The organism is Enterobacter cloacae complex sp. R_G8 (assembly GCF_024599795.1).
GTDB lineage: Bacteria > Pseudomonadota > Gammaproteobacteria > Enterobacterales > Enterobacteriaceae > Enterobacter > Enterobacter dissolvens.
Map to the genome: position 1 here is coordinate 3,764,397 of NZ_CP102246.1, position 22,970 is coordinate 3,787,366.

Sequence of the window (22,970 nt, forward strand, 5' to 3'; positions counted from 1 at the left end):
CGTTAACCCATCAGGAAATCACATGTTCAGGAAGGATATCGTTATCCCGTCTGGCGCCATGGCGCTTGCACTCTGTGTCTTCTCCGCGCAGGCGGCCCCGCTCAAAGCCACGCAGTATGGCGATTTCGATCGCTACGTTCTGGCGCTTTCCTGGCAAACCGGTTTCTGCCAGAGCATGGCCGAGCGTAACCGTAACGAGCCAGAAGAGTGTCGTCTGCAAAAAGAGAGCAATAACAAGACCGATTATCTGACCGTACACGGCTTATGGCCGGGCCTGCCAAAATCCATTGCCGCACGCGGTGTGGATGAACGCCGCTGGATGCGTTTTGGCTGCGCGACCCGCCCAATCCCAAACATGCCGGAAGTTAAAGCCAGCCGCAAATGTTCGGCCGCCGAAACCGGGCTGTCACTGTCGGGAGCCGCGAAGCTGAACAGCGTCATGCCCGGCGCAGGCGGTAACTCCTGTCTGGAACGCTATGAATACGCCAAACACGGCGTCTGCTTCGGCTTTGATCCTGACGCCTATTTCGGCACCATGGTGCGGATGAATCAGGAGATAAAAAACAGCGCGGTGGGGAAATTCCTGGCGGACAACTACGGTAAAACGGTAAGCCGTAAAGACTTTGATACTGCCGTGGCGAGAAGCTGGAGCAAAGAGAACGTCAAAGCGTTCAAGCTGACCTGCAATGGCAATCCGGCCTATCTGACCGAAATGCAGATTTCGCTCAGGGCCGATACCATTAACAACCCGCTCTCTGCGGACTCTTTCGCGCCACAGCCACATCCGGGTAACTGTGGCAAACAGTTTGTTATCGATAAAGTCGGTTACTGACCCACAATCGGGCGCACCAGATCAAACCGGTGTTCGTCACTGATCCCATAATAGGCCGTCGGCCCACCTGCACGCAGGATGGGCTGCGCTTTCGCCGTCTGATAGATCCCCTCTTCCAGCAGCGATTCGGCAATATGAACGCCTACCACTTCCCCGAGCACCAGCCAGGTGTCAACCGGTGTACCGTCGGCGCCGGTCAGCTGAATACACTGCGACAGGCGACACTCAAAGTTTACCGGGCTCTCGGCCACTCGCGGCGCCTTCACCAGCTGGCTCGCAGCGGGCGTCAATCCGGAAAAGGTAAACTCATCTTCTTCGTGTGGCAGCGTGGCTGAGGTTTGATTCATCGCTTCAGCCAGATCGCGCGTGGCCAGGTTCCAGACAAACTCACCCGTTTCGTTAATATTACGCACGCTGTCTTTCCAGCCATTGCTGGAAAAGCCAATAATCGGCGGACGATAGTTAAAACAGTTAAAGAAGCTATACGGAGCCAGGTTGAGCTGTCCTGCCTTGTCGCAGGAGGAGATCCAGCCAATCGGACGCGGGCCAATGATAGCATTCAGCGGGTCATGGGGCAGACCGTGCCCCTGAGAAGGTTGATAGAAATACATAGCGCTCTCTTAATGATGGGGAAGTCGCGAATGGCGTGTCGCTCATCGCCCTGATTCAGAACAGTCAGCGTAACGCAATCTGCCAGAAATGAAGACTGAATAAATTTCAGCGAAAATTCATATGGCCCATGAATGTGACCTGTATCACTTCAAAATTGCGCGCTCAGACAGTATCATCGGGAGAGTTAAACCCTCGCTGCCAGACGGCGAGGGTTTTCTTTTGGATTGGTTTCTGCGTTACACGCAGTATTAACGACATGGAGTAAAAAATGTCCAGACCCACCATCATTATCAATGAACTCGACGCAGAACGTATTGACCGACTTCTGGAAAAACCAGAATTCGCCTCGCTCCCGGTTGCCGATGCCCTGAATGAAGAGCTCGACCGGGCGCAGATGTGCACCCCGGAGTCAATGCCGCATGACGTGGTGACCATGAACAGCCAGGTCAAATTCCGCAACCTGACCACGGGTGAAGAGTTGACCCGCACGCTGGTTTACCCGGCACAGATGACCGACAGCAGCGCCCAGCTCTCCGTGCTGGCACCGGTCGGCGCGGCCCTGCTGGGTCTGCGTACCGGGGATACCATCCACTGGGAACTGCCAGGCGGAGCCTCGACCCATCTGGAAGTGCTGGAACTGCTCTACCAGCCAGAAGCGGCAGGCGATTACCTTCGTTAATCCCTTCTGAACAATCGCGACCCGCGTTGCACAGAGGATGCCTGCGCATCCTCTTTCCGCAGATTCACCCGAACGTCCTATACCGCGCCAGAAACCCTTAATCCAGGCTTAACCTGTTTTGGTGCCGCGAGGACGGTCATGAGTGAGATAGTTGTTATCACACTTATTTTTCTCATTTTTGTGGCGATCATCGTCACGGCCGTGCTCTATCTCGAGCGCCACTGGTAGGCCATCTGCTTCACACAACGCCCCCCGGAAACGCATTCACCAGCCCTTTCACCTGCTGCTCCGCCGCTTCGGGCGTTTCTGCACCTGGCACCAGGATAACCTTACGGCAGGCTTCCTCCCGTTTTTCGAAAATTCTGTAGGCGCGTTCGGCATCATCCAGTGGTAGATAGTGGGTGACAATCTCCTCCGGCGTCAGCAGCCCTTTTTCGATCAGCGGTAACAACTCACCGAGCCAGGCGTGGACATGGGTCTGGCCCATTTTAAAACTGAGCCCTTTATCAAAAGCATCACCAAACAGGAAGCCGTGAATAAAGCCCGCGTAAACGCCAGGCACACTCACCACACCGCCCCGTCGAACCGCAGCAATGCACTGACGCAGCGCTTTGCCGCTGCTGCCCTCTATTTTAAGGTTGCTGAGGATCGTTTCCGTGGTGCTGCCTTTGGCTTCAAAGCCGACGGCATCAATGACGGCGTCCACACCGCGATGGCCTGCGGTTTGCTCAATGATTTTTTCCGCTGCATCGTTATCTTCATCAAAATTGATGGGGATGGCCCCGTAGCGCTCCGCGGCAAAACGCAGACGATACGGATGATGATCCACCACAAAGATCTGCTCGGCGCCAAGCAGCCGCGCACAGGCGATAGTCAGTAGCCCTACCGGCCCCGCGCCAAAAACGGCAACGCTGGAGCCCTTTTCGATCTGGGCATTTTTTGCCGCCTGCCAGGCGGTAGGCAAAATATCGGAGAGGAACAGCGCTTTGTCATCGGAAAGCAACTGAGGCACTTTGAACGGCCCGACATTACCTTTGGGCACCCGAACGTATTCCGCTTGTCCACCCGGCACACCACCGTAGAGATGGCTGTAGCCAAACAGCGCGGCGGGCGCGGGAATTTGCTTTTTATTCAGGGCGGCACCCTGCCCGGCGTTGGTGTTTTCGCAGGCCGCGTACTGTTGCAGGCGGCAAAAGAAGCAGTCTCCGCAGGCGATGACAAAGGGGATCACCACCCGGTCGCCTTTTCGCAGCGTCTTCACTTCCCTGCCCGTCTCCACCACTTCGCCCATGAACTCATGGCCAAAAATATCGCCGTGCTCAACTTTCGGGATCTTGCCGCGGTAGAGATGCAGATCGGATCCGCAGATCGCCGTGGCCGTTACACGCAGGATGATATCGTCAGGTTGTTCAATGACAGGGTCGGGGACATTCTCGACACGAACATGATGTGGACCGTGGTACGTGAGTGCTTTCATGCGACCTCCGAAAGGATCCGGGTAAGTGTTTAAGGGTAGCGTCCTCTGACGATCTGCCCGGGATTACCTGGCTTTTGAGAATTATCCTGGGGGAAAAGAGAAAAGTGCCGCAGCGCTTACAAAAACCGTATCTATTTTATGGTTGAATGATTTCAGCGTTTATAAACAAGGAGAAACGGGTATGTATCAAAGAATTATTATGCCGGTTGATGTTTTCGAGATGGAGCTGAGCGACAAAGCCGTACGCCATGCGGAGTTTCTGGCGCAGCAGGATGGGGTTATTCATCTTCTACACGTGCTGCCGGGTTCTGCCAGCCTGAGTCTGCATCGCTTTGCCGCCGATGTACGCCGCTTTGAAGAGCATCTGCAGCACGAGGCGGAAAATCGCCTGCAAACGATGGTTGGGCACTTCACCATCGATCCTTCCCGCATTAAAACGCATGTCCGGTTTGGCAGCGTGCGCGATGCCGTTAACGAGCTGGCGAGCGAGCTGAACGCCGACGTGGTGGTTATCGGTTCACGCAATCCGTCCATTACCACGCATCTGCTGGGCTCCAACGCCTCCAGCGTCATCCGTCACACCCACATTCCGGTGATGGTCGTAAGATAAAAAAAGAGGCCACCTTTCGGTGGCCTCTCCTGGTGCAGGTGCAGTCTTACTGACTTTTATTATGCAGTTTTGGTGCGAATCAGGTAGTCGAACGCGCTCAGAGACGCTTTCGCCCCTTCACCGGTGGCGATGATGATCTGCTTGTACGGCACGGTAGTACAGTCGCCCGCCGCAAACACGCCCTTCACGCTGGTTTCACACTTCGCATCGATGATGATTTCACCCATGCGGTTACGTTCAATGGCGCCTTCCAGCCAGGTGGTGTTGGGCAGCAGACCAATCTGCACGAAGATCCCCGAAAGCTGAACGCTATGCACATCGCCACTGACGCGGTCGCGGTACGCCAGACCGGTGACTTTACTGCCGTCGCCCTTCACTTCCGTGGTCTGCGCATTCAGCACGATGTCGACGTTGTTCAGGCTGCGTACTTTATCCTGCAGAACCTGGTCTGCCTTCATCTCTGGCGCAAACTCCAGCAGGGTAACGTGTTCAACAATGCCCGCCAGGTCGATAGCCGCTTCGACACCGGAGTTACCGCCGCCAATCACCGCCACGCGTTTGCCCTTAAACAGCGGGCCGTCGCAATGCGGGCAGTAGGTCACGCCTTTGGTGCGATACTGATCTTCACCCGGCACGTTCATGTTGCGCCATTTCGCGCCGGTAGCAATGATAATGCTGCGGGCTTTCAGCACCGCGCCGGAAGCGGTTTCAATCTGATGTAAGCCACCTTCGATCGCGGCAGGAACCAGCTTGCTGGCGCTCTGGCTGTCGATCACATCCACCGCGTAATCACTGACGTGCGCCTTGAGTGCGCCAGCCAGTTTCTGGCCTTCGGTCTTCGGCACAGAGATGTAGTTTTCGATATCCACGGTATCCAGCACCTGACCGCCAAAGCGTTCGCCCATCAGGCCGGTACGAATACCTTTACGTGCAGAATAGACCGCTGCCGCGGCGCCTGCCGGGCCAGAGCCGACAATCAGCACATCATACGCATCGCGTTGGTTCAGCGCTTCTGCGGCACGTTTTTCGGCGCCGGTATCCACTTTGGCCACAATTTCTGACAGGGTCATACGGCCCTGGCCAAACTCCTGACCATTCAGGAACACTGCCGGAACGCCCATCACGTTGCGATCGGTGATCTCGTTCTGGAAGGTGCCGCCATCAATCGCCGTGTGTTTAATACGCGGGTTCAGGACCGACATCAGGTTCAGCGCCTGCACCACGTCCGGACAGTTGTGGCAGGAGAGCGAATAGTAGGTTTCAAAGGTGAAATCCCCGTCGATATCGCGGATCTGCTCCAGCAGCGCCTGCGCCTCTTTCGACGGATGCCCACCGGTCCACAGCAGAGCCAGCACCAGTGAGGTAAATTCGTGGCCCAGTGGTGAACCGGCAAAACGCGGCCCCTGGTCAGAGCCCGGGTTAGTGATCAGGAAAGATGGCTTACGCACGGCGAGATCGTTCGCTTCTTTGAAGGTCACTTTCGGTGACAGCTCGGCGATCTCAGCCAGCAGTTCCTTGATTTCTGCCGATTTAGCGCTGTCGTCCAGCGTGGCAATCAGCTCAACAGGTTTGGTCAATTTCTCAAGGTATGCCTTGAGCTGGGTTTTCATCGTAGTGTCGAGCATTGTTCTTCCCTCTCTAAAAACGTCATCATGCAAGCTGCCTTAAACGGGCGGCCTGAATGCAACTTGCATCATGGTGCTGGAATGAAATGGGCGCGGGGGGCGCCCATAAGTGAAACAATTTCCAAAGTATTTCGCGTCAGAGCAAGACGGCTAGCCTGTGAATCCCCGGGAGCTTACTGAAGTAAGTGACCGGGGTGAGCAGGCGACGCCAACGCAGCTATGGCGTGAAAGACGACGGAAATTTAGATCTTGCCGACCAGGTCTAAAGATGGAGCCAGCGTCGCTTCGCCTTCTTTCCATTTTGCCGGGCACACTTCGCCTGGGTGAGAAGCCACATACTGAGCCGCTTTCACTTTACGCAGCAGGTCAGATGCATCACGGCCGATACCTTCAGCGGTAACTTCGATAGCCTGGATAATGCCCTGCGGATCTACAACGAAGGTCGCACGATCTGCCAGGCCTTCATCTTCACGCATATTGTCGAAGTTACGGGTCAGGGCGCCAGTCGGGTCGCCGATCATCGCGTATTTGATTTTGGCGATGGTTTCAGAGCTGCTGTGCCACGCTTTGTGGGTGAAGTGGGTGTCGGTAGACACAGAGTAAACGTCTACGCCCAGCTTCTGCAGTTCGTCGTAGTGATCGGCCACGTCACCCAGTTCAGTCGGGCAAACGAAAGTGAAGTCAGCCGGATAGAAGAAGAACACGCTCCAGCGGCCTTCGGTATCTTTCTCAGTGACTTCAATGAATTCGCCGTTTTTGAACGCCTGGTTTTTGAAAGGTTTAATTTTGGTGTTAATCAAAGACATCTGTACTTCCTCCGTGTTTTCGTTGAGATGTAAGGTAACGAACTTTCGTCAGGGGGGCTAATGCGTTTGCTTTATCAAATCAATCAGCCATACCTAACAACCCGAACAAGACAACGTAGTGAACTTAATCAACAAAAGTCTGAAAGTAAAAAGGCCGCCCTGGTGGGCGGCCCTGATACCTGAACTTTCCACAGGAACTTTCAGTGCCAGTGACACTGGCGTTGCGTTGCGCTCTACATACCTTTATATCAAGGTTGTCACAGCCCCCTGATTACAGCACCCGTGCCGCCGCAGGGCAATGCGTATAAGGGATAATCGTATCTATGGCTGTGATAGGTTTTATCAAACTGAGCCGCCGCCTCTTTCATGAATACTCACGTCGGTAAAAAAATAAGAATGCGTGATAATTACGTGCCGATATATAAATCACACTATTTTTATTCAATTTTATTTCCACTTTTAAAGATAAAAATACCTTAATATTCATTGAAGCTCTATTTCATTAATCTACCGTCATGATATATTAAGCTTGTTTTTAATAACAATTAAGTTAGTTAGCCTCATGGATGGTAAATGGTTAACTTAGTTCTATAGTTATCAGTGATGTGATAACACAACGCAGCACGCTCAGGATGAAACATGGCAAACCTTTACGACCTTAAAAAATTCGATCTCAATCTGCTGGTCATTTTCGAATGCATCTACCAACACCTCAGCATCAGCAAGGCAGCAGAAACGCTCTATATAACGCCGTCCGCGGTCAGCCAGTCACTGCAACGGCTACGCAATCAGCTCAATGATCCCCTTTTCATTCGTTCCGGAAAAGGGATTACACCCACCACAGTTGGCGTAAACCTGCATCATCATCTTGAGCAAAACCTTAATCAGCTCGAACAAACTATCAATATTATGCATGGTTCGTCGCTGACAAAGAATTTCGTGATTTACGGTCCGCAGATGCTCACGACGAGCGGCATGCTTAACCCAATGATTTTATTAATGAGAGAGCATAACTATGAAGTGGAACTTCACGATATGCATCTCTCGTCCGACGCGGCAGAAGACCTTCTGGCCTACCGTAAAGCCGATCTCGTGTTCACCTTGTCCCCGGTCAATAACCGTTCCACTGTCTGTGTCCCCTATATGCACTATTCCATCATTATGGTGTGCAGCGAGGATCACCCTCGCCTGAAGGAGGTGGCCACCATGGAGGAATTGCAGGCGGAGAAATTCACCCTGATGCTCAGCGACGAACCGGGCATCCAAAGCTATCGGGAAAAAGCCAATACGCTACATCGCGACAGAACCATCGGTTTTCGCTGTGATTCGCTATTCAGTATGGTCACGATGATCAGCGCCTCACATTTGGTCGGCTTTGTTCCTGAAGTGATATATGAAAAATACCGTGATGTATTGCGACTAAAAAAAATCATCCCCCCTTACACGCTGCCCGGCATGCAAATGTACATGACGTATAACCGTTCGGCTCTCAACAGCTCTGTTTTTTCGTCGTTCATTGAGCAGCTCACCCAAAAATGAATCTGAACGGCTGTGATTTTTGCAGCCATTTCATTATCCTTAAAATATAACCCGCATTTATAGATAATAAAAAATCTGCTGGTTTTCATTTACCTGGTTTTAATTTCACTACTATTATTCTCTCTTCTGCATTGACATGAACATCCGGTATTTATTTCCAGGAGGAGTTTGCCTTTGTCAATTTATAAGCACCCACTCAATAAAAATGTCCTTGATGCGGCAACAGAGCGCATTACATGGACGCTTGAGAATCTGTCCAGGGTCTGCGTGTCGTTTTCTGGCGGAAAAGATTCCACCATTATGCTCCATTTAACGGCCCGCCAGGCCCGAAAAATGGGAAAGAAAATCTGTCTGTTATTTATCGACTGGGAAGCGCAGTTCACCTGCACCATTCAGCACGTGAATAACATGATCGCACAATACGCCGATGTGATTGAAAAATGCTGGTGGGTGGCACTCCCGTTGACCACGCAAAATTCACTCTCGCAATTCCAGCCTGAATGGCAGTGCTGGGAACCAGGTAAAACCTGGGTGCGTACGCCCCCGGAAGAGGCGGTGACCGATCCCGATTACTTCAATTTTTACCAGCCGGGCATGACGTTTGAAGACTTTGTCCGCGCCTTTTCCGACTGGTTTGCCAGAAGTCGCCCGGCGGCAATCATGATCGGTATTCGCGCCGATGAATCCTACAACCGTTTTTTGACGATCGCCAACGCGCGAAAGCAGCGCTTTGCTGATGACAAACCCTGGACCACGGTCGCCCCTGGCGGACATGCCTGGTACATCTATCCACTTTACGACTGGAAAACCGCCGATATCTGGACATGGTTCGCCAAAACGGGCGGATGCTATAACCCGCTTTACGATCTGATGTTTCAGGCAGGCGTACCACCGCGCTATATGCGCATCTGTGAACCCTTTGGCCCGGAGCAGCGTCAGGGATTGTGGCTCTATCATGTTGTGGAGCCCGAACGCTGGGCGGCGATGTGTGAGCGGGTAAACGGCGTACACAGCGGGGGGGTCTATGCCGGGCAGGACAATCATTTCTATGGTCACCGCAAAATCCTGAAACCTGACGCGCTCAGCTGGCAAGAATACGTCATGCTGCTTCTCGACAGCATGCCGCAAACCACCGCGGAATATTACCGCAATAAAATCGCGATCTATTTGCACTGGTACCAGAAGAGAGGCATGGCCGATATTCCCGACACCCAGGAAGGGGATATCGGGGCCAAAGATATTCCGTCCTGGCGACGTGTCTGCAAGGTATTACTCAATAACGATTACTGGTGTCGGGCGCTGTCATTCAGTCCCAACAAACCCAAACACTACCAGCGTTACAGCGAACGGATGAAATCAAAACGCAAGGAATGGGGGATCTTATGCAGCAGCAATTAATTAACGAGATAAACACTTACCTTCAGTCTCTTCCCGAAGATAAACGCATTGAAGCCATCAACGCCTTTCGCCAGGCCATCCATGAAAATAGCCCTTTTCGCGAACAGCCTGTCGACTGCGTGCTGTGGATCAAACAGGACGAGATCACCGCGAACGATTACAACCCCAATAACGTTGCTCCGCCGGAAAAAAGATTGCTTTGTCAATCACTGGAAATGGACGGGTTTACCCAGCCCATTGTGGTAACAGAACGTGATGCCAGGCACTATGAGATTGTCGATGGCTTTCATCGTCATGAAATTGGCTCGAAGCGGGCGGCGTTGAAGCGCCAGCTCAAAGGCTATCTCCCGGTGACCTGCCTGCGTAAAGAGCGGCGGCAAAAGTTCGACCGGATGGCGGCCACCATTCGCCACAATCGCGCGCGTGGTCGTCACCAGATTAATGCGATGTCCGAGATCGTCCGCGAACTGGTGCAGCTTGGCTGGGATGACAAAAAAATCAGTCAGGAACTGGGCATGGACAGCGATGAAGTCTTACGCCTGAAGCAAATCAACGGCCTGCTGGAGCTCTTCGCAGACCGTCGTTACTCAGAAGCCTGGACGGTAAAATAATCAGAGCGCGTTAAGGCGTTCTGCCGCCGCCAGCAGCGTCGATTCCTGTTTCGCAAAGCAGAGGCGAATCAGCTTATGCGGGAAGGGATCGGCGCAAAAAACGGACAACGGGATCGCCGCCACGCCCACCTCTTTGGTCAGCCACTGGCAGAAACTGACATCATCCAGATCGGAAATGGCGCTGTAATCGGCCAGCAGGAAGTAGGTGCCTTCACACGGCAGGAGTTCCAGACGGCTTTGACTCAGGGCATTTACAAACAGATCCCGGCGTGCACGGTAAAATTCGGGCAGCTCACGGTAATGCTCAGGCTCTGCACGCAACATATCCGCCAGCGCCAGCTGAGCCGGAGTGTTCACCGCAAACGTCAGGTACTGATGCACTTTACGTACCTCCGCGCTGATGGCCGCCGGTGCCACGCAGTACCCCACTTTCCAGCCGGTCATGTGATAAGTCTTACCGAAGGAAGAGACGGCGATAGCCCGCTCGCGAAGTTGCGGATGGGCCAGCACGCTGGCATGCCCTTCCCCGGCAAAGCAGATATGCTCATACACTTCGTCGCTCAGGACATAAATTTCACGTTCCGCAATGGCCTGCCACAGCGCGGCAAAATCGCTCTTCTGCCACACGGTCGCCGAGGGATTGTGTGGCGTATTCAGAATGACCAGCCGGGTTTTGTCGCTCAACAGTGCAGCAAACGCCTGCCAGTCCGGGCGAAAATGCGGCGGCTGTAATGCCACGCGCTTCACCACGCCGCCGGACAGTTCGATGGCTGGCGCATAGCTGTCGTAGCTGGGATCAAAGCAGATCACCTCATCACCGGTACGCACCAGCGCGGTGATCGCCGCATACAGCGCTTCGGTCGCGCCTGCCGTCACCGTAATGTCGCTGTTGGCATCCGGTTGATAGCCATAGCGTTCCGCCGTTTTATCGGCAATGGCTTCACGCAATGCCTGCACGCCGGTCATCGGCGCGTACTGATTCGCCCCCTGCGCAACATGCCAGGCCAGACGCTCCTGCAAATAGCCTGGACCGTCAAAATCCGGGAACCCCTGCGAGAGGTTAATGGCGTTGTGCTTCTGCGCCAGAGCGCTCATCTGCGTAAATATTGTGGTGCCCAGGTTGGGAAGTTTACTTTGCGGAATCAATGCGTTGTTGCTCATTGTGGTGTGCCTGCTTGTAATACTTATGTTGCTGCCACTATAACACGATGTTAGTCTTTGGCAATCAAGACGCTTAGACGTCTAAACAATATGAATATTCCTGACCGGGAGGGTAAAAGGAAATGACAGACAACCTGCAACTCACGCAACTGGTCGAAGCCTGCCGCTGGATTGGTGCCAAAGGCTGGGCCCCCGCCACCGGCGGCAACATGTCGGTACGTCAGGATGAAAACCTGTGCTGGCTCAGTGAATCCGGCAAAGACAAAGGCAGCCTCACGCCGGATGATTTTCTGCAGGTGGAGATCGCCACCAACCGTGCGCCATCGGGCCGCAAACCGTCGGCCGAAACCGGGTTACACACGCTCATCTATCGCCTGTTTCCGGAGGCCAGCGCCGTGCTGCACGTCCACACGGTCAATGCCACGGTGCTCTCACGGCTGGTGAAAGAGGCTGAGCTGAATATCAGCGGCTTCGAAATGCAAAAATCCCTCACAGGGCAGACCACGCATCTGGATACGGTTGCCATTCCGGTATTTGATAACGACCAGGATATTGATGCTCTCGCCTCGCGAATCGCCCATTACGCGCAGGAACGCCCGCTTAATTATGGTTTTCTTCTGCGCGGCCATGGCTTAACCTGCTGGGGACGTGACGTGGCCGAAGCCCGCCGTCATCTGGAAGGATTAGAATTCTTATTTGAATGCGAAATGCGTTTACGACAACTGGAGAAGATATGATTCGCGCGATTGTGACGGATATTGAGGGAACCACCAGCGATATCCGTTTTGTCCATGATGTTTTGTTCCCTTATGCGCGTGAGCGTCTGGCGGCCTTCGTCACCGCCCAGCAGTACGCCGAGCCGGTCAAATCGATTCTGGACAACCTGCGCGATGAAATCGACGCTCCGCACGCCAGCGTCAGCGATCTTATCGAGACCCTCTTTACCTTTATGGATGAAGACCGTAAATCGACGGCGCTGAAGGCCCTGCAGGGAATTATCTGGCACGACGGTTACGTCAACGGCGACTTTACCGGCCATCTCTACCCGGACGTGCTGCCTGCGCTGGAAAAATGGAAAGCACAAGGTATTGATCTCTTTGTTTATTCCTCTGGCTCCGTCGCTGCGCAGAAACTGTTATTTGGCTACAGCGACGAAGGTGATATTACTCATCTGTTCAGCGGCTACTTTGATACCCACATCGGTGCCAAGCGTGAGGTGCAGTCTTATCAGAATATTGCGGCGCAGACGGGCATCGCCCCGTCGCAGATCCTGTTCCTGTCGGATATCCATCAGGAGCTGGACGCCGCTGAGCAGGCCGGTTTTCGCACCCTGCAGCTGATTCGCGGTGATGATGACGGTGCAAGCCACCATCATCAGGTTCACCAGTTTGACGAGATTAACCCGGAGCAGATCCCTTCATGAGCGCATTAACCATTTATTCCGATAAAGACGCCAGTAAGCACCTGTGGCACAGCACCGACGCCGCCGAGATCGCCCAACAGCTCAACGCCAAAGGCGTGCGTTTTGAACGCTGGGCAGCCGACCGTGATTTAGGGCGCGACCCTGCCCCAGAAGTGGTCATTGACGCTTACCAGCATGCCATCGACAAGCTGGTCGCGGAGAAAGGCTACCAGAGCTGGGATGTGATCAGCCTGCGCGCCGACAACCCGCAAAAAGAAGCGCTGCGCGCGAAATTCCTCAACGAGCACACCCACGGCGAAGATGAAGTGCGCTTTTTCGTGGAAGGCGCGGGATTGTTCTGCCTGCACATAGGCGATGAGGTGTATCAGGTGCTGTGCGAAAAAAACGACCTGATTTCGGTACCGGCGGGCACACCACACTGGTTTGATATGGGCTCAGAGCCAAACTTTACAGCTATTCGTATATTCGATAACCCGGAAGGCTGGGTGGCGCAGTTTACGGGTGATGCGATCGCGGATGCGTATCCGCGCCTGGCATAGGTGAAAGCAAAACGGCAGCTATAGCTGCCGTTTTTAGTGTTTGCGCCCTCTTCCTGTGGGAGAGGGCTGGGGTGAGGGCATCAGGCCGCTCTGTCTTCAATGCTTCATTCCCTTCACATACCCCACCAGCTGATCCAGCACGATCCCCCAGCCTTCATGGAAGCCCATCTGTTCATGCTGCTCACGAATTTCTTTCGTGGGATGGCGCGCGATCGCCGTATAGCGGGTTTTCCCCTCCCCGACATCTTCCAGCAGCAGGATCGCCGTCATAAACGGCTTTTCGGTCGGTTTCCACCCTTCCGTATAACCGTCGGTAAAGACCAACTTTTTGCCGGGATCGATTTCCAGAAAGACACCGCGGTTATCCATCCGCTGTCCGTCCACATCGAAGACGGTATTAAACCGTCCCCCCACGCGCAGGTCGAGATCGCATTCGGTCACTTTATGGGGGGCAGGAATAAAGAAGTTTTTGATGTGCTCTGGCGTCGTCCAGCAAAGCCACAGCAGGTCGCGCGGTGCATCCACCACGCGTTCCAGTTTTAAGTCTGTTTCGGGATCGAGCGTCACGATGTTGTCCTCTCAGGTGAACCCCTTACAAGGATAGCCGGACTCAGGCGAATTTCCCGTTTGCTACCGCTTCCGGCGTAACCACGCCCGTATCCAGTATCCAGCCGCTAATCAGCGAGGCTGGGGTGACGTCAAACGCCGGGTTATAAACCTGTGCATTTTCCGGTGCCCACTGCACCGCGCCAAAGCTCCCCGCCACGCCCGTCACTTCGCTGGCTGCACGCTGCTCAATCGGGATCGCCTCACCGTCCGGGCACGCCCGGTCGAGGGTGGTATGCGGGGCGGCAACGTAGAACGGAATGCCGTGAAATTTCGCCAGTACCGCCAGGGAATAGGTGCCGATTTTGTTCGCCACATCGCCGTTGGCGGCAATACGATCTGCCCCCACCCACACGGCATCCACCTCCCCTTTTGCCATCAGGCTGGCGGCCATGGAGTCGGTAATCAGCTGATACGGCACGCCGAGCTCGCCGAGCTCCCACGCGGTCAGCCTGCCGCCCTGCAGCAGCGGACGGGTTTCATCCACCCAGACGTTGCTGACGTTGCCTGCCTGATGTGCACGGGCAATCACGCCCAGCGCGGTACCCACGCCAGCCGTTGCCAGCCCACCGGTGTTGCAGTGTGTCAGCAGGCGACTGCCGGGCTTCACCAGTACGCTGCCCGCTGTCGCAATGGCGTCGCAAAGCTGCCTGTCTTCGTCGATCAGTCGCAGAGCTTCCGTCACCAGCGCCGGAACGAAATCTTCCTGCCAGAGCGCCTGCTTCATGCGGTCGAGATTGTTCATCAGGTTGACCGCCGTCGGGCGGGCAGCGCGCAGCGTTTCCAGCGCCAGCGCCAGCTCGTCGCGGCTTTTCCCCTTTTCCGCCAGCAGCGCCAGCAACAGACTTGCAGAGAGACCAATCAGCGGCGCACCGCGCACCCTAAGGGCGTGAATATGCCCCACCAGCGCCTCGACCGTTGAGGCGTCAAGCCAGCGTTTCTCCTGCGGAAGGGCCTGCTGGTCGAGAATAAAGAGCTGATTATCCGCCACCCGCAGGCTGGTCGTCTGTAATGTCTGCATGTCGTTAATTCCCTGTTGCGTTGTTGTAGCACATTGTGTCAGGATGAAATCCAGATGTATAGACGTCTAAATGTCTTTATTCGCAAATCAGTGAGGAGCAGGCAATGTCGCAATACCGTACCTTTACCGCCCAGGACGCCGTGGAGTATGCCAGGCAGTTTGGCGGCCTTGATAATCCATCATCACTGGTAGAGGCGCAGGAAGTGGGCGACGGCAACCTCAATCTGGTCTTCAAAATTTTCGATGCTCAGGGCGTGAGCCGCATCATCGTAAAACAGGCACTGCCATACGTTCGCTGCGTCGGTGAGTCCTGGCCGCTGACGCTGGACCGCGCCCGTCTTGAGGCGCAAACGCTGGTAGAGCATTACAAGCACAGCCCGCAGCATACCGTGAAAATTCACCATTTTGACCCGGAACTGGCGGTGATGGTGATGGAAGATCTCTCCGACCATCGCATCTGGCGCGGGGAGTTGATTAAGAACAACGCCTACCCGCAGGCGGCGCGTCAACTGGGGGAGTACCTGGCGCACACGCTGTTCCACACCAGCGATTTTTACCTGCACCCGCACCAGAAAAAAGCGCAGGTTGCCCAGTTCATTAACCCGGAGATGTGCGAGATCACTGAAGATCTGTTCTTTAACGATCCGTACCAGATCCACGAGCGCAACAACTATCCGGCTGAGCTGGAAAACGATGTCGCCGCCCTGCGCGATGACGCCCCGTTGAAAATTGCCGTGGCCTCCCTGAAGCATCGCTTTTTCTCCCACGCCGAAGCGCTATTGCACGGGGATATCCACAGCGGATCGATTTTCGTGACCGGGGACAGCCTGAAAGCGATCGACGCCGAATTCGGTTACTTTGGCCCGATTGGGTTTGACGTGGGCACCGCCATCGGCAACCTGCTGCTGAACTTCTGTGGCCTGCCGGGGCATTTAGGCATCCGCGATGCCGCTGCCGCCCGGGAACAGCGTCTGATCGACATTCAGGCGTTATGGAATACCTTTGCGGAGCGCTTCCAGACGCTGGCGCACGACAAAACCCGGGATGCCGCGCTGAGTGCGCCGGGCTATGCCTCTGAATTTTTGAAAAAGGTCTGGAGAGATACCATTGGTTTCTGCGGAACGGAGCTGATCCGCCGCAGTGTGGGGCTGTCTCACGTCGCGGACATCGATACCATTCAGGACGACGCGATGCGCCACGAATGTCTGCGCCACGCCATTACGCTGGGTAAAGCGCTGATTGTGATTGCCGATCGCATCGACAGCGTGGAAGAGCTAGTGGCAAGAGTGCGCCAGTACAGTTAAAAAAAACCTCCCTTGCGGGAGGTTTTTACATCAGTTTTTGGTGAGCGTGGTGGTCACGGTGTAATCGAGAGACCACGATGAATGCCAGTCTTTACCGGCAAACTTGATATCCCCCCGGTAAACCCCGCTCGGGAGATCCGGGTTATCGGCCTCAACATACTTAAGGCTGGCGCTATAGCCTGTGGTTTCCCAGCTGCTACACAGAACCGCCACATTGAACGGGCGGGTGGAGCAATCCGATCTGCGCTGCGCGCGAATCGTCACGTCCCGGGTATTGCCTTGTTCGTCCTTCATCGGCACGACAAGCGTGCTGTAACCTTCTGCGGTCCATACCAGGGACGTCGGCCCCTGCGTACTTCCCGTTGCCACGAACCCAAGCGAAGGGAAGCCAAATATTGCGCCCGTACTGAATGCACTTGTCGAACCGGTGATGCTCCACATGGCTGAATAGCTGGCAATAAACACAACCGTTTGATCGGTTTTAGTGGTGTTATTAATCCCCGCGCTCACCGTTGCCGTACCGGTATCCGGGCCACTTAGCTTCACGGTCGCCACGCCACTGCCATTGGTCACGCTGGTTTGCGCTGAAAGGGTATTAAGCGTGGTGCTCCAGTTGACCGTCGCATTTTTGACGGCATTACCGTTTACGTCTTTCACCACTGCGGTGTAGGTAATACGGTCGGTATTAACCACCGCGTGGTCGGAACTGGCCTTGAGACTCTCAACCCTGGCGGTGGTCACATCGCCAGTGAATGATACCGGCTCCGCGTTTATCGCCGCCGTTGAACCGACAACTGTTGCGCTAACCGTTGCCGTTCCGGCCGTTGTCGTTGACGCCGTTACAGCCGCCTGGCCCTGTTCGTTGGTTTTTGTACTGGCGCTGGCAAGCTTCACGCTGCTGTTATCTACTCGCCACGCAACATCCACCCCGCTAAGCGGGTTATGGTTGGCATCCTCGACGGTGGCGGTCCAGCGTATGCTCGCATTCCCGTCAGCCACCGCCTCTTTTTCATCCGCACTCAGGCTCGCAAACTGCGCTGTCGCCGGATTCCCGGTTACGGAAAGAGAAAACGTCTGACCGCGGCCATTCACCGTCGCGGTAACCGTGATGTTGCCCGCCTTGCGCGATGAGAAGCGCGCTTCAGCCTGCCCTTGCGCATTGGTCGTTGCTGAAACGGGTGTCAGGGTCACGTCGGCGGCATCACTGCTGCTCCAGTTAACGGCGACGCCTGGTACAGGGTTTTGATGGCTATCCACCACGGTTGCGGTTAACAGTACGGTATCGCTATCGGCCACAATGCCAGTCGTTTTATCCGCAGTAACGGTAGCGATCGTTGCCGTGGTGGTGTCACCCGTGAAGGTCAGTTTTGTCACACGTAACGTGTTACTGCCGAACGTGGCCTGAAGAGAATATTCCCCCGCGGTTTCAGAACGTAAGGTCACGCTCGCCTCACCCGATGCATTCGTCACGCTGCTCGTATCGGATAACGTCACGCCGGAAGGGCTCACCGCCCAGTCAACCTTCGCCCCGTCAACCGGGTTATCATTGGCATCCACAACGGTAGTGCGCACCGTGATACCGTCGGTACCATTGGCCACCGCCGTTACGCTGTCGGCGGCCATCTCCGTCATTTTCGCGGTCGTGAGATCGGCAATAAATCTGGCACTGTCAGCGCGAACGGGTGCGCTTTCAGCGGTCTGGGCCGTGATTACAACGCTGCCTGATTTCAGCGAGGTAGCCACCAGCGAGGCATTTCCCTGCGCATCCGTCCGCGTACTGTTGGCGGCGAGCTTAACGTCTGCGTTATCTGCCGACCAGTTAACCTCTACTCCCGAAATGGCGTTACCCTGCAGATCGCGCACCTGCGCCGTCCAGGTCATACTGTCGCTGCCGTTGGCCACGGCCTGTTGCTTATCGGCCACCACGGCGGCGATACGCTGCGTGCTGGTGTCAGCCACAAACGTGACGGCTTCCGCTTTCACCGCATTCTGCTGATTCACATCGGCGTAAACCCAGGCAACGCCCGTTTTTGCTGACGACAGCGACAGCGTGGCGTTTCCGGCAGCGTCGGTAACCGAGGTTTTGCTTCCTGCGGTCGTGCCATCCTCCCGCTTCACCGTCCAGTTAACCGTCACGCCTTCAAGCGGATGATTGCTGTTATCAGCGACCTGTGCGGTATACGTTACGCTGTCGCTGTTATTGGCAACAATGCGGGTTTTATCGACATTAACCGATCTCACCTGTGCGCTGGCGCTGTCCGCAACGAATTTTAGCGTCGGGGTAGAGAGCGGGTTACCGTCCGCCAGTTGCGCACTCACTGTCGTCGCAACCACGTCACGGCTGATCAGTTGAATGCTGGCCTGCCCTTGCGCATTGGTGAGGGTGCGTTCAGCTGACAACTGGACCGCAGCGTTATCCGCTGTCCATTTCACCTCTTGCCCCGAAACAGGATTGCCGGACCGATCGACAACGCTTGCCACTACGACAATCGGTGTTACGCCGTCGGCCGGTGCGCTTACGGCCGACGGACTGAGTGATGAAAGTTCCACAACCTCAGACACTGCCTCTTCAGTTACAGAGGTGCTGCCAAGCTTAATATTGCCGTCGATGAACGTCTGAATGATGAGGGTGGCAGGTGTTGTTCCGCTGATAAGCGTTGCACTGTACACGCCGCGGCTCGTTTCGCGAAACGCGCTTATTTGCGGTGCGACAGGCGCTGCGGTACCTGTAGCGGCATTTTTCCGGGTGAACGTTGCGCCAAGACGCTCCGATAGCCCGGTTGCGGCCTCGCCGGATGCGGTTTTTAACGTCAATGTTAATACCGACTGACTGGTGCAATCCGCTGGTAAGCGGGACGGGGACGCCGTCAGGCTGGGCTGCAGCGTGGTCACGTCCATGCCGTTTACGTTCACCGTCATCCGCGCGGTATCAGAAGCGTTACCGTGCTTATCCCAGGCCGTTGCGGTTAACGTATACGCGTTGGAACCGCCATTTTTCCAGGCTGGAAGCGTAATCACGACCTGCGCCGGATCGACACCCGGTGTGATTTTGCCGCCGTTACGTATCAAATTGTCACCCTGCCAGTCGATGCGTTCGAGCCCGTATTTCGTTTTAACCTTCGCGGTTACGGTCTGGCGGGCATTTTCATTCCCGGCAATGTTTTCTGGCAGCGCGAGCGAAATCAGCTCCTGCTTACGGTAATCCAGGACAATATTGTTATTACGATCGACCAGCTCCTGACGTGACCCCAGCAGCGTACGGCGCGCCCCCACCTGGTCCGCATCCAGCTGCGTGCGCAGCGGCACGCCCGGCGCCCAGTTCACCGCAAGGTTAAACTGCGTATCCGATGCCTCGCCCTTACCCATTTTTTGGTTTACGCCCAGGGTAACCAGCGGAACGGGCGTGTAGCTCAGTCCAACGGACACGGCGTAAGGATCTTTCTGACGATCGTCCTCATCGTCACCGAATAGCCCGACGTGCTGACCATAGTATTGTTCGTAGACGAGGTTCGCCCCAAGCTGCGGATACGCGGGAAGATAGCCGGTTGCACGCAGGTCAAAGCCGTTCGCCACGCGCTCGTCATAATCGCGATAGCGGGACGAAGACATCCAGTCGCTTAAACGGTAGTAGCCGTTGGCTGAAAGACGCAGATAGTCCCAGCCTAGCTCGGCTCCGACACCAAGGCGCTGATGCTGATTCGCCGAAACCTGGCGATCGTAAAAGGTATTCACGCCCCACATCCATGCGGTATTAAATTCACGGTAGCCAAACCCGACATTAACGATATTTCTGTCATCGTGACGACGACCACCCAACTGGGTGAACACCAGCGACGACTTTTGTTCATATAAAGGGATAAGCAGATCTAACTCCGCGTCCTGAATAGAAAAATGCTCATCAGTACCGATATTCAGACGCGTGGTACCCAATTGATTTAACCAGGACTCAATTTCCTGCGTGGCGGTATTTGCTGCCTGAGACGTAATGGCGCTGGCGACGGAACGGCCGCTGCCGCTCTCCAGCAGTGACCCCGCCTGTACGGCGGTTTGTGCCACTACCCGCTCGGTGGTTTGCGGCTCGGCTACCTTATCCTGAGCGGCAACGGGTGTCGCGCCCAGCGAAAATAACGACGGCGGAAGGAGTTGCAGTCCTATTTGCAACCAGGCTGCACATTTTTTCAGGCTCATTTAATTCATCCTTGAATAAAAAAAGAGCCATAGTACGTATCAGGACTTAAAGATAAAGTCGGCGCGTTTATTTTAGGAATCTATAAATATTAGCATTCACCAAATAAATATATTTCAGCGCCACCTCCCCTTTCAGCCCAAATATTCAATCACCGACAACCCGCCGTTATAATCCGTGCTGTAAATAATTCCCTGCGCATCCACAAACACGTCGCACGACTGGATCACCTGCGGGCGATTGGGCCGCGTGTCCATCATCTTCTCCGGCGCGGCGGGCACCAGCGCGCCGGTTTCCACCGGGCGATAAGGATTGGAAATGTCGTACGCGCGCACGCCCGCGTTCTGCCAGGTGGCAAAAATCAGCGTTGAGCTGACGAAGCTCCCCGGCCGGTTCTCGTGCAGGTTGTGCGGGCCGAAATGCGCCCCTTTCGCCACGTAGTCGGTTTCATCCGGCTGCGGGAAGGTCGAGATGCTGACCGGGTTCGACGGCTCGCGGATATCAAACAGCCAGATGAACTTCTCGCCATCCTGCTGGTTGTCGAGCACCGCCTCGTCGAGCACCACCAGCAAATCGCGGTCCGGCAGCGGCAGCGCGGTATGCGTCCCGCCACCAAACGGCGGGCTCCAGTTGCGGTGGCTAATCAGCGTCGGCTGCGTGCGATCTTTCACATCCAGCAGCGTTAAACCGCCGTCACGCCAGCTACCGTACGCCGTATCCCCGGCGATAATGGCATGGTGCAGCGCATAACGTTTGCCTTCCGGCCACTCCGGCCGTTCGCCTGCGGCCTGGTTCATCCCCGGCAGCCACCAGCGCCCTGCCACCTCAGGCTTACGCGGATCGGCCAGGTCGATGGTCAGAAAGATATAGTCGGTAAAGCCGTCGATCAGCGCCGACACATACGCCCAGCGACCGCCGACGTACCAGATGCGGTGAATGCCAATGCCATTTAACGACAGAAAGCCGATCTCACGCGGTCTGTCCGGCGTGGAGATATCAAACACGCGCAGCCCGGCGCTCCAGCCTTTGTCCTGCACATCGCTGACGGTCTCCCCCACCTGACGGGTGTAGTAGACCTTTTCATCGGCGAAGCGGGCATCGGCAAACAGATCCCGGGCGTTAATCACCAGTAGTAAATCGTCGTGTGCCTGCAAATGCACATTCCAGGTGCCGGGCGGCGCGGGCACATAGCCCGCCGCTTTCGGGTTTTTCGGGTCGCGCACGTCAACAATCGAAAAGCCCTGCGACACCATATGGCCAATATACGCATAACCGCGGTGCACCATCAGCTGCACGCCGTCCGGACGACCGCCCTGGTCGCTATGGCCAATCAGCCGCATATTGCGGCTGTATTCTGGAGGGGGTACTTGCGTCACCGTTAGCTCCTGTTGGTTTTCCCCCTCTCCCGGTGGGAGAGGGCCGGGGTGAGGGCATCAGGCCGCGCCTGACGCCACCCGGCTTGGTTTTATTTATTTTTCGCTTCCAGCGTCGCAAACCACGGCGCGATAAAGTCTTCGGTCTGGCCCCAGCCCGGAATGATTTTACCCAGCGACGCCACGTTCACCGCCCCTGGCTGCGCGGTCAGCAGCGCCTGTGGAATGGCCGCCGCTTTGAAATCGTAGGTCGCAGGCGTCGCTTCCCCGGCAATCTTGTTCGCCACCAGACGCACGTTCGTCGCGCCAATCAGCTTCGGATCCACCGCCACGCTCACTTTCCACGGGCTACCCGGCTCGCGCATCAGTTGCAGATCCTGGTTGGAGATATCGATGCTGTAGAGTTTGATTTCAGTGCGGCCATTCTCCTTCAGCGCTTTATAAGCGCCCTGGCTGAAGGCGTCCCAGGTTCCCCAGATAGCGTCGATTTTGCCTTTCGGGTATTTGGCCAGAATTGCGCCGACCTTGTTGGCGGTATCCCCCTGCACGTCCGACGACACCGCGCCAATCGACTCCAGCTCTTTGATATCCGGGTACTGTTTTTGCAGTTCCCTATACGCCGCCTGACGACGCTCCATCGGCGGGAAACCGGCGACCCACAGCTTGACGATATTGGCTTTGCCGTTGAAATCTTTTGCCAGCTGGCCGAAGGAGAGATTGGTCAGGGAGGCATCGTCCTGCTGGGTGACAGTCACACCTGGGATCGCGCCGTTGACGGCGGTATCAAAGACCGACACCTTAATCCCGGCATCCACCGCCTTCTTCACCAGCGCGGTCGCATACGGATCACGCCCCTGAGAGAGAATAATCCCGTCATATTTCTGGCTGATCGCCTGATTCACAAAGTCCTGGAATTTTGCGTCGTCACCATTGCTTAAAAAGGTGCTGACCTTAAAGCCAAGTTTTTTCCCTTCCTGAATCGCCCCGGCGACAAACTGCGTGGTGTTGTCATCCGAGCCAAGGTTGCGGATCACCGCAATGCGAATGGGGCCGTCATGGTTGGCAATGGCCGCCGGAACCGGTGCGGGCGTGGCCGCAAAGCCCGGCAGAGAGGTGAGTAACCCAAGTGCCACCAAAGAGAGTGCAATCTTTTTCATTTTTTATCCCG

General features: G+C 55.5%; 21 protein-coding genes. 11 read left to right on the forward strand and 10 right to left on the reverse strand.

The annotated features are described in order from the left end of the window. Positions 1-22 precede the first annotated feature (22 nt). Positions 23-832, forward strand: a complete 810-nt coding sequence (rna, locus tag NQ842_RS17910) for a ribonuclease I (RefSeq protein WP_257256144.1) — start codon at positions 23-25, stop codon at positions 830-832. Here the strand turns inward: rna and NQ842_RS17915 are convergent. After that, a complete protein-coding gene (locus NQ842_RS17915) occupies positions 826-1,443 on the reverse strand; it encodes a flavin reductase family protein (RefSeq protein ID WP_153908434.1) in 618 nt (205 codons plus the stop codon). The genes rna and NQ842_RS17915 overlap by 7 nt on opposite strands. 269 nt (positions 1,444-1,712) lie before the next feature. On the opposite strand from NQ842_RS17915, the gene rnk reads away from it, so the two are divergent. After that, positions 1,713-2,123 (forward strand): nucleoside diphosphate kinase regulator, encoded by a 411-nt coding sequence (gene rnk / locus NQ842_RS17920; RefSeq protein WP_014831067.1) that lies wholly within the window; start codon positions 1,713-1,715, stop codon positions 2,121-2,123. A gap of 138 nt (positions 2,124-2,261) precedes the next feature. Continuing rightward, a complete protein-coding gene (gene yldA, locus NQ842_RS23360; protein WP_274517437.1) occupies positions 2,262-2,351 on the forward strand; it encodes a small membrane protein YldA in 90 nt (29 codons plus the stop codon). Positions 2,352-2,361: 10 nt separating this feature from the next. Here the strand turns inward: yldA and NQ842_RS17925 are convergent, their stop codons facing one another. Beyond that, positions 2,362-3,600: a zinc-dependent alcohol dehydrogenase gene (locus NQ842_RS17925; protein ID WP_046888685.1), complete on the reverse strand. Its 1,239-nt coding sequence runs from the start codon at positions 3,598-3,600 to the stop codon at positions 2,362-2,364. Between the two features lie 181 nt (positions 3,601-3,781). Between NQ842_RS17925 and uspG the strand changes: the two genes are divergently transcribed. Continuing rightward, a complete protein-coding gene (uspG, locus tag NQ842_RS17930; RefSeq protein WP_014831065.1) occupies positions 3,782-4,210 on the forward strand; it encodes a universal stress protein UspG in 429 nt (142 codons plus the stop codon). Positions 4,211-4,269: 59 nt separating this feature from the next. On the opposite strand, the gene ahpF is transcribed toward uspG, so the two are convergent. Together ahpF and ahpC are read right to left on the reverse strand one after the other, a co-directional pair. Next, complete coding sequence (ahpF, locus tag NQ842_RS17935) at positions 4,270-5,835, reverse strand: alkyl hydroperoxide reductase subunit F (protein ID WP_063412536.1); 1,566 nt, start codon at positions 5,833-5,835, stop codon at positions 4,270-4,272. A gap of 242 nt (positions 5,836-6,077) precedes the next feature. Further along, positions 6,078-6,641, reverse strand: a complete 564-nt coding sequence (gene ahpC, locus NQ842_RS17940) for an alkyl hydroperoxide reductase subunit C (protein WP_008501015.1) — start codon at positions 6,639-6,641, stop codon at positions 6,078-6,080. A 639-nt stretch (positions 6,642-7,280) separates the two neighbouring features. Here ahpC and NQ842_RS17945 point away from each other — a divergent pair. The 3 genes from NQ842_RS17945 (at position 7,281) to NQ842_RS17955 (ending at position 10,189) form a co-directional block, all read left to right on the forward strand. Then, complete coding sequence (locus NQ842_RS17945; protein ID WP_014831063.1) at positions 7,281-8,180, forward strand: LysR family transcriptional regulator; 900 nt, start codon at positions 7,281-7,283, stop codon at positions 8,178-8,180. 174 nt (positions 8,181-8,354) lie between these two features. After that, complete coding sequence (locus tag NQ842_RS17950) at positions 8,355-9,578, forward strand: phosphoadenosine phosphosulfate reductase (protein WP_257256145.1); 1,224 nt, start codon at positions 8,355-8,357, stop codon at positions 9,576-9,578. Then, positions 9,551-10,189, forward strand: a complete 639-nt coding sequence (locus NQ842_RS17955; protein WP_373371729.1) for an IbrB-like domain-containing protein — start codon at positions 9,551-9,553, stop codon at positions 10,187-10,189. The genes NQ842_RS17950 and NQ842_RS17955 overlap by 28 nt, the downstream gene beginning before the upstream one ends. Here the strand turns inward: NQ842_RS17955 and NQ842_RS17960 are convergent, their stop codons facing one another. Next, positions 10,190-11,350, reverse strand: coding sequence for a pyridoxal phosphate-dependent aminotransferase (locus tag NQ842_RS17960; RefSeq protein WP_046888681.1), 1,161 nt, complete (start codon positions 11,348-11,350; stop codon positions 10,190-10,192). It abuts the gene before it with no gap. Positions 11,351-11,472: 122 nt separating this feature from the next. Here NQ842_RS17960 and NQ842_RS17965 point away from each other — a divergent pair, with 122 nt between their 5' ends. From NQ842_RS17965 to NQ842_RS17975, 3 genes are read left to right on the forward strand one after another with little or no spacing between them, the layout of a single operon-like run. Beyond that, a complete protein-coding gene (locus tag NQ842_RS17965; protein WP_014831059.1) occupies positions 11,473-12,087 on the forward strand; it encodes a methylthioribulose 1-phosphate dehydratase in 615 nt (204 codons plus the stop codon). After that, the gene (gene mtnC, locus NQ842_RS17970; protein WP_046888680.1) at positions 12,084-12,773 is read left to right on the forward strand and encodes an acireductone synthase; all 690 of its coding nucleotides are present in this window, start codon (positions 12,084-12,086) and stop codon (positions 12,771-12,773) included. Before NQ842_RS17965 ends, mtnC begins: the two co-directional genes overlap by 4 nt. Next, positions 12,770-13,312 carry an acireductone dioxygenase gene (locus NQ842_RS17975; protein ID WP_014831057.1) on the forward strand — a complete coding sequence of 181 codons (543 nt, stop codon included), beginning with the start codon at positions 12,770-12,772 and terminating at the stop codon, positions 13,310-13,312. Before mtnC ends, NQ842_RS17975 begins: the two co-directional genes overlap by 4 nt. 96 nt (positions 13,313-13,408) lie before the next feature. Here NQ842_RS17975 and NQ842_RS17980 read toward each other — a convergent pair whose 3' ends face one another. Both NQ842_RS17980 and mtnA read right to left on the reverse strand, forming a co-directional pair. Beyond that, entirely contained in the window at positions 13,409-13,879 is a 471-nt protein-coding gene (locus NQ842_RS17980; protein WP_047362422.1) for an SRPBCC family protein, read from the reverse strand. Between the two features lie 43 nt (positions 13,880-13,922). Then, complete coding sequence (gene mtnA / locus NQ842_RS17985) at positions 13,923-14,939, reverse strand: S-methyl-5-thioribose-1-phosphate isomerase (protein WP_203462011.1); 1,017 nt, start codon at positions 14,937-14,939, stop codon at positions 13,923-13,925. Positions 14,940-15,043: 104 nt separating this feature from the next. Between mtnA and mtnK the strand changes: the two genes are divergently transcribed. Next, positions 15,044-16,243, forward strand: a complete 1,200-nt coding sequence (gene mtnK, locus NQ842_RS17990) for an S-methyl-5-thioribose kinase (RefSeq protein ID WP_257256146.1) — start codon at positions 15,044-15,046, stop codon at positions 16,241-16,243. A gap of 30 nt (positions 16,244-16,273) precedes the next feature. Here mtnK and NQ842_RS17995 read toward each other — a convergent pair whose 3' ends face one another. The 3 genes from NQ842_RS17995 to NQ842_RS18005 form a co-directional block, all read right to left on the reverse strand. Beyond that, a complete protein-coding gene (locus tag NQ842_RS17995; RefSeq protein WP_257256147.1) occupies positions 16,274-20,431 on the reverse strand; it encodes an Ig-like domain-containing protein in 4,158 nt (1,385 codons plus the stop codon). A 132-nt stretch (positions 20,432-20,563) separates the two neighbouring features. Beyond that, positions 20,564-21,805 (reverse strand): LVIVD repeat-containing protein, encoded by a 1,242-nt coding sequence (locus NQ842_RS18000; RefSeq protein ID WP_176216300.1) that lies wholly within the window; start codon positions 21,803-21,805, stop codon positions 20,564-20,566. 89 nt (positions 21,806-21,894) lie between these two features. After that, on the reverse strand, positions 21,895-22,959 hold the full coding sequence (locus NQ842_RS18005; RefSeq protein ID WP_257256148.1) for a sugar ABC transporter substrate-binding protein: 1,065 nt from the start codon (positions 22,957-22,959) through the stop codon (positions 21,895-21,897). Positions 22,960-22,970 lie beyond the last annotated feature (11 nt).

Bases quoted from the DNA above. Each gene is read 5' to 3' on its own strand.
- yldA (WP_274517437.1), top strand. From the start codon at position 2,262: ATGAGTGAGATAGTTGTTATCACACTTATTTTTCTCATTTTTGTGGCG.
- rnk (WP_014831067.1), top strand. From the start codon at position 1,713: ATGTCCAGACCCACCATCATTATCAATGAACTCGACGCAGAACGTATT.
- NQ842_RS17945 (WP_014831063.1), top strand. From the start codon at position 7,281: ATGGCAAACCTTTACGACCTTAAAAAATTCGATCTCAATCTGCTGGTC.
- rna (WP_257256144.1), top strand. From the start codon at position 23: ATGTTCAGGAAGGATATCGTTATCCCGTCTGGCGCCATGGCGCTTGCA.
- mtnA (WP_203462011.1), bottom strand. From the start codon at position 14,939: ATGCAGACATTACAGACGACCAGCCTGCGGGTGGCGGATAATCAGCTC.
- NQ842_RS17965 (WP_014831059.1), top strand. From the start codon at position 11,473: ATGACAGACAACCTGCAACTCACGCAACTGGTCGAAGCCTGCCGCTGG.
- uspG (WP_014831065.1), top strand. From the start codon at position 3,782: ATGTATCAAAGAATTATTATGCCGGTTGATGTTTTCGAGATGGAGCTG.
- mtnK (WP_257256146.1), top strand. From the start codon at position 15,044: ATGTCGCAATACCGTACCTTTACCGCCCAGGACGCCGTGGAGTATGCC.
- NQ842_RS17960 (WP_046888681.1), bottom strand. From the start codon at position 11,350: ATGAGCAACAACGCATTGATTCCGCAAAGTAAACTTCCCAACCTGGGC.
- NQ842_RS17975 (WP_014831057.1), top strand. From the start codon at position 12,770: ATGAGCGCATTAACCATTTATTCCGATAAAGACGCCAGTAAGCACCTG.
- NQ842_RS17955 (WP_373371729.1), top strand. From the start codon at position 9,551: ATGGGGGATCTTATGCAGCAGCAATTAATTAACGAGATAAACACTTAC.
- NQ842_RS17925 (WP_046888685.1), bottom strand. From the start codon at position 3,600: ATGAAAGCACTCACGTACCACGGTCCACATCATGTTCGTGTCGAGAAT.
- NQ842_RS18005 (WP_257256148.1), bottom strand. From the start codon at position 22,959: ATGAAAAAGATTGCACTCTCTTTGGTGGCACTTGGGTTACTCACCTCT.
- NQ842_RS17995 (WP_257256147.1), bottom strand. From the start codon at position 20,431: ATGAGCCTGAAAAAATGTGCAGCCTGGTTGCAAATAGGACTGCAACTC.
- NQ842_RS17915 (WP_153908434.1), bottom strand. From the start codon at position 1,443: ATGTATTTCTATCAACCTTCTCAGGGGCACGGTCTGCCCCATGACCCG.
- ahpF (WP_063412536.1), bottom strand. From the start codon at position 5,835: ATGCTCGACACTACGATGAAAACCCAGCTCAAGGCATACCTTGAGAAA.
- ahpC (WP_008501015.1), bottom strand. From the start codon at position 6,641: ATGTCTTTGATTAACACCAAAATTAAACCTTTCAAAAACCAGGCGTTC.
- mtnC (WP_046888680.1), top strand. From the start codon at position 12,084: ATGATTCGCGCGATTGTGACGGATATTGAGGGAACCACCAGCGATATC.